This is a genomic window from Rhodoferax sp. (genome assembly GCF_013297935.1).
Lineage (GTDB): Bacteria > Pseudomonadota > Gammaproteobacteria > Burkholderiales > Burkholderiaceae_C > Allorhodoferax.
Window position 1 is genome coordinate 1 of the sequence record NZ_JAAFIX010000029.1, and the last position, 4,819, is coordinate 4,819.

At 61.1% G+C, this 4,819-nt stretch carries 6 protein-coding genes; 3 read left to right on the top strand and 3 right to left on the bottom strand.

Annotated elements, in window-relative coordinates:
* The 3 genes from QZW03_RS17360 to QZW03_RS17370 form a co-directional block, all read right to left on the bottom strand.
* A partial coding sequence (locus QZW03_RS17360) for an ABC transporter permease subunit (RefSeq protein WP_296511308.1) occupies positions 1-913 on the bottom strand: 913 nt, incomplete at its 3' end.
* A 7-nt stretch (positions 914-920) separates the two neighbouring features.
* Entirely contained in the window at positions 921-1,946 is a 1,026-nt protein-coding gene (locus QZW03_RS17365; protein WP_296511309.1) for an iron ABC transporter substrate-binding protein, read from the bottom strand.
* A 135-nt stretch (positions 1,947-2,081) separates the two neighbouring features.
* Positions 2,082-3,203 carry an SAM-dependent methyltransferase gene (locus tag QZW03_RS17370; RefSeq protein WP_296511313.1) on the bottom strand — a complete coding sequence of 374 codons (1,122 nt, stop codon included), beginning with the start codon at positions 3,201-3,203 and terminating at the stop codon, positions 2,082-2,084.
* Positions 3,204-3,280: 77 nt separating this feature from the next.
* On the opposite strand from QZW03_RS17370, the gene QZW03_RS17375 reads away from it, so the two are divergent.
* From QZW03_RS17375 to QZW03_RS17385, 3 genes are all read left to right on the top strand, one after another.
* Entirely contained in the window at positions 3,281-4,069 is a 789-nt protein-coding gene (locus QZW03_RS17375; protein WP_296511310.1) for an SDR family oxidoreductase, read from the top strand.
* Positions 4,066-4,467, top strand: coding sequence for a dihydroneopterin aldolase (locus tag QZW03_RS17380; protein WP_296511311.1), 402 nt, complete (start codon positions 4,066-4,068; stop codon positions 4,465-4,467). The genes QZW03_RS17375 and QZW03_RS17380 overlap by 4 nt, the downstream gene beginning before the upstream one ends.
* The coding region (locus tag QZW03_RS17385; RefSeq protein ID WP_296511312.1) for a dihydroneopterin aldolase at positions 4,464-4,819 on the top strand (356 nt) is incomplete at its 3' end. The genes QZW03_RS17380 and QZW03_RS17385, both read left to right, overlap by 4 nt.

Here is a 4,819-nt window from a genome sequence, read left to right on the forward strand (position 1 = left end):
GCCAGCGGCTCAGGGTGACCAGCGGCACGCCCAGTGACAACAAGGCAGTCACAGCCGGCAATAGCAGGCAAAGTGCAGTCCAGCGGCCCAAGGCCCGCACAGGCACTTGCCGGGCAGAACCCGCGCCGACCCGCGCATAGCGCTCCCGTCCTCGGGTGCCGGCTTCCAAGCCGAGCAAGCCAAAGCAGCACAGCACCAACACCCCCGCCAACATGTTGGCGGCCGGGCCGTTGTAGGTGGATTGGAACTGGTCCACGATGGCGGTGGTAAACGTGTCAAAACGGATGGTCACAAACAATCCGTATTCCGCCAGCAAATGCAGACCCACTAGCAGTGCGCCGCCCCAGATGGCCAGCCGCAGCTGCGGAAGCACCACTTTGATAAACACGGCCCACGGGCCGTAGCCCAGAGAAGCCGCCGCGTCTTCCATAGCCGGGTCCAAGCGGCGCAATGCGGCTGCGATAGGCAAATACACAAACGGAAAATAAGCCACCAGCGAAATCAACACCGCCGCCCACAGGCCGTGCATGCCGGGCGCAACGCTGATCCATGCGTAGCTGTGCACAAAGGCCGGCACTGCCAAAGGCGCCGCAGCCAACCACGACCACCAGCGCGCACCGGGCAGGTCTGAACGCTCGGTCAACCACGCCAAGGACAACGAAAGCACGATGGAAAGTGGCACGGTCAGGACCACCAGCAGTGCGGTGTTGATCAATAACTCGCCTACCCGCGGCCTGAATACCAAGGCCACCACCGTGTCCCAACCGCTCTGAAAAGCGACCCATGCCACAAAACCCAAGGGCAGCAGGGCAAGCACGGACACGAGCAGCGCAGCCAGCGCCACCCAGGACAAACGCCCCTGGCGCGCGGGGCGGGCCAGGGGCGCAGGAACATGCACCGCGAGAGAAGTCACAAGTGGATTACAACAGGCCCGCCTGGGTCATCAGGTCAGATACTTTTTTGCTATTGAGTTTGGCGGGCTCGACTTTCGGAGCTTGCAAGTCCGCCAGAGGTACGAGGCTGCGGTGTGAAGCAGCACCCTGACCCACAGCATATTCATATGAGTTGCCGGTGCGCAAAATTTCCTGGCCGCCTTTGCCGGCAACCCACTTCACAAATGCCTGGGCTTCTGCCTTGCGCTTGCTGGAGGCCAGCACGCCCGCACCCGAGATACTCACAAATGCGCCCGGATCTTCATTGCGGAAATAGTGCAAACCCACCTTTTCGCTGTTCTCACCGGTCTTGGCCATGTCGCCGTAGTAGTAGTAGTGGTAGATCACCGCACCGTCAACCTGACCCGCGTTGACAGCCTTCATGGCAATGCTGTTGCCTTTGTAGGGCACCACGTTCTCTTTCATGCCCTTGAGCCAGGCAGCTGTAGCAGCCTCGCCCTTGAGCTCCAGTACCGCGCTCACGATAGCCTGGAAGTCCGCACCCGCAGGGGACGCAGCCCAGCGACTCTTCCACTCGGGCTTGGCCAGATCCATCAGCGACTTGGGCAGCTGCTCAGGAGTGAACTTGGTTTTCTTGTACACAAACACGGTGCTACGCGCCGCAATGCCTACCCAGCGGCCGTGGGCGGTGCGGTAGCTAGGGGCAATCAGGTTGATCGTGGCGGGGTCCAACGGAGCAAACAGGCCGGCACCGTCTACCAAGGCCATGGCCGGGGAGTTTTCAGTCAAAAACACGTCGGCCGGCGAGGCGGCTCCTTCTTGCACCAGTTGGTTGCCCAACTCGGTATCGCTGCCTTGGCGCAAAGTGACCTTGATGCCGGTTTCTTTGGTGAAGGCCTCTACCCAGGCTTGGGTCAAGCTGGCGTGCTGGGCGTTGTAGACCAGGATGCCTTCTGCGGAAGGCGTCTGCGCTTGCGCAGGCAATCCCACGGTGGCGATCGCAGCGCCCAAGGCAGCCAAGCGGAACAAAGAGTTCAGGAATTTACGTTTCATGATGCAGGCAAAGGGTTTAATCCGGCCGTTTTGTTTCGGCCACAACACAAATAACAACAATTCGCATTTAGATTGTAGCCTTAGTTTTCGCTGCATCCCGATGGGGCCTCCGGAGAGACCGCGAATGCCTCAGGACTAAAGCCGGTGGGTCCTGTCGCCACGGGCAAAGCCCAGAAGTGGAGCGTCCACACCCCGACCCAACGCGACTACCTTGAACAACTCGCCCATCTCGTGCTCCATCAGAAGTTTCTGGGCGGCTACACGGGCTTGCAGTGGCTGCGATTGCATGGCTTCCACCAAGCCGCAATTCATCAGAAAGTGTGCCTGGTTGGTGTAGCCCAATACATCCAGCCCCGCGTCCTGCGCGGCGACCGCAACACCAGTGAAGTTCACGTGCGCGGTGATGTCTTTGAGCCCCACATCGCTTAAAGGGTCCGCATCCGCCCTGTGGGCGCGGTGGCACATGACCGTGCCGCCGGAGCGCTGCACATGGTAGTACTCACTCTCGGGGAAACCGTAGTCCAGCAAGAAAGCAGCCCCAAGCTGCAAGTGATCCGCCAGCGTGCGGACAAAGGCTTCACCCTGTGCGTGGATTTCCGTCAGGTAGTCATGTTCGCCATCAATATCGACGGGCGGGCGCAAGGTGCTGGGCTTGTCAGCCCAGACCAATTGGCCCTGAGCCAAGGCCACACCGCGCTCATGCCAGGCCCCCGCCACACGGGCCAGCAGCTGCACCGGCATGGCATCCAGCACCTCATTGCCCACGACCACGCCACGCATGTGCGCAGGCAGCGCGCTCACCCACTGCACCTTGCCTGCATGGCCTGCCAGTCGCTCCCGCTGGCGGGCTTTCAAGGAATCCGAAAGATCCACAATCGTGTACGAGCGCACCCGGTCGCCCAATGCGTCGAGCAACTGCAGCGCCAAGGCTCCGGTGCCCGCGCCGAATTCCCAGAGCTCGTCGGTGCCTGTGGCTTCCAGCACCTGCGCTACCTGGCGGGCGAGCGCCTGGCCGAACAAAGGGCTGATCTCCGGGGCCGTCACAAAGTCGCTACCGGCACCTTCGACCCCTGCTTCACCCACCAATCCCTGGGGCATCTGGCCGAATTTGGTGGAGCCGTTGGCGTAGTAGCCCCAACCCGGCGCATACAAAGCCAGGGCCATAAAGGTGTCAAATCCAATCCATCCGCCCGCCTTTTCGATGGCATCCGCGATAATTCGGGTCAAGTTGGCCGGAATACTCTCCGTCGTGGACATGGGCATGGGTCTCGTGTTGCGTAAAGCCACGGATTATCTTTCCCTCCACGTCCCCTCCCTTTTTTCAGGATGCATTTGTGTTGAAGCGCGTACTTGTCACCGGTGGTGCCCATCGTTTGGGTGCGCTCCTCTGCGCCCGTTTCGCCGCGGCCGGGTGGGAGGTGTGGTGCCATTACCAGCGCAGCGCTGAAGCGGCTGAAGCGCTGTGCGGCGGGCTGCGTGCCCAAGGGCATGAGGCCCACGCCATCCATGCGGACCTGTCAGATGAAGGCAGCCGCAAGGCCGTGATTGCAGAAATTGCCGCCAAGTCCGGCCCGCTGCATTGCCTGGTGAACAACGCCTCCAGCTTCGAGCCCGACAGTGGCGATGCCATCGACACCGAAGGCGCTCGCCAGCAGCTGGAAGTCAACCTGATGGCACCCTTGTCGCTCTCGCGCTGGATGACCAACAGCCTGGGTGCGGACGCTACCCCGGGCGCGCACAGCATCATCCATGTGCTGGACCAGAAGGTGTTCAACCTCAACCCCGACTATTTTTCCTACACCGTCAGCAAGCTGGCGCTGGAACGGGCAGTGGCTTTGCAAGCCCAGGCGCTGGCTCCAGCCGTGCGCGTGTGCGGTGTGGCCCCGGGCCTGATGTTTTTGAGCGGCCCGCAAACCCAGGACAACTTCGACAAGGCCGCACGCGTCAACCTGTTGCGCGAACCCATAGACCCCGGCCAGGTCGCTGCCACCTGCCTGTTTCTGGCGGAGAACCCTTGCATTACCGGCAGCACCTTGTGCGTGGACAACGGCCAACATTTGGTGCCATTGGAGCGCGATGTGATGTTTGCCGTGGAAACCATTTCTGTGAAAGACAACCCATGAGCCACGATCCCTTGGTGACCCTGGCACTGGAATGCCGCCGCCTTTTTTTGCGGGACCACGAAGTGCAAGTGCACATCGGCGCCCATGACTTTGAAAAAGGCGTGTCGCAGCGCCTGATTTTTAATGTGGAACTGTTCGTACCCTACGATGGCAGCACGCCTGTTTCTGACAGCTTGTCAGAAGTGGTGGACTACGACTTTGTGCGCGAACTCATTGCCCGCCGCATTGCGCGTGGCCATGTCGAACTGCAGGAAACCCTGTGCGATGAATTGGTGCAGCAGATGCTGGCCCACCCGCAGGTGCGCGCCGTGCGCCTGTCTACCCAAAAACCTGACGTGTACCCCGACTGCGCGGGGGTGGGCGTTGAAGTATTCCGCATGAAAGGCGTGAACACATGAAGGCCAGCACCGGTCACCAAACCCTGACCCTCACGGGCCTGCGCTTTGACGCCAACCTCGGCATTCTGGAGTCCGAAAAAGTCGCACCCCAGCCTATCCAGGTGGACGCCGAGCTGAGCCTGGGCACCCAGCCCCTGCTGCCGCATGACGACGACATCAACCACGTGCTGGACTACCGAAAAGTGCGCCAGATCATCATCAGCGAATGCACGGCCGAGCACGTGAACCTGCTGGAGACCCTGATCGGCAAGTTGGCCCACCGGCTGATGCAGTTGCCCGGCGTGCTGGGCGTGCGCGTCAAGATCGCGAAACTGGAAATTTTTGAAGACTGTGAAGTTGCCATCCGCATGGA

What these genes read in the sequence shown, in the direction of transcription:
- QZW03_RS17370 (WP_296511313.1), bottom strand. Translation starts at nt 3,203, where the DNA reads ATGTCCACGACGGAGAGTATTCCGGCCAACTTGACCCGAATTATCGCG.
- QZW03_RS17380 (WP_296511311.1), top strand. Translation starts at nt 4,066, where the DNA reads ATGAGCCACGATCCCTTGGTGACCCTGGCACTGGAATGCCGCCGCCTT.
- QZW03_RS17365 (WP_296511309.1), bottom strand. Translation starts at nt 1,946, where the DNA reads ATGAAACGTAAATTCCTGAACTCTTTGTTCCGCTTGGCTGCCTTGGGC.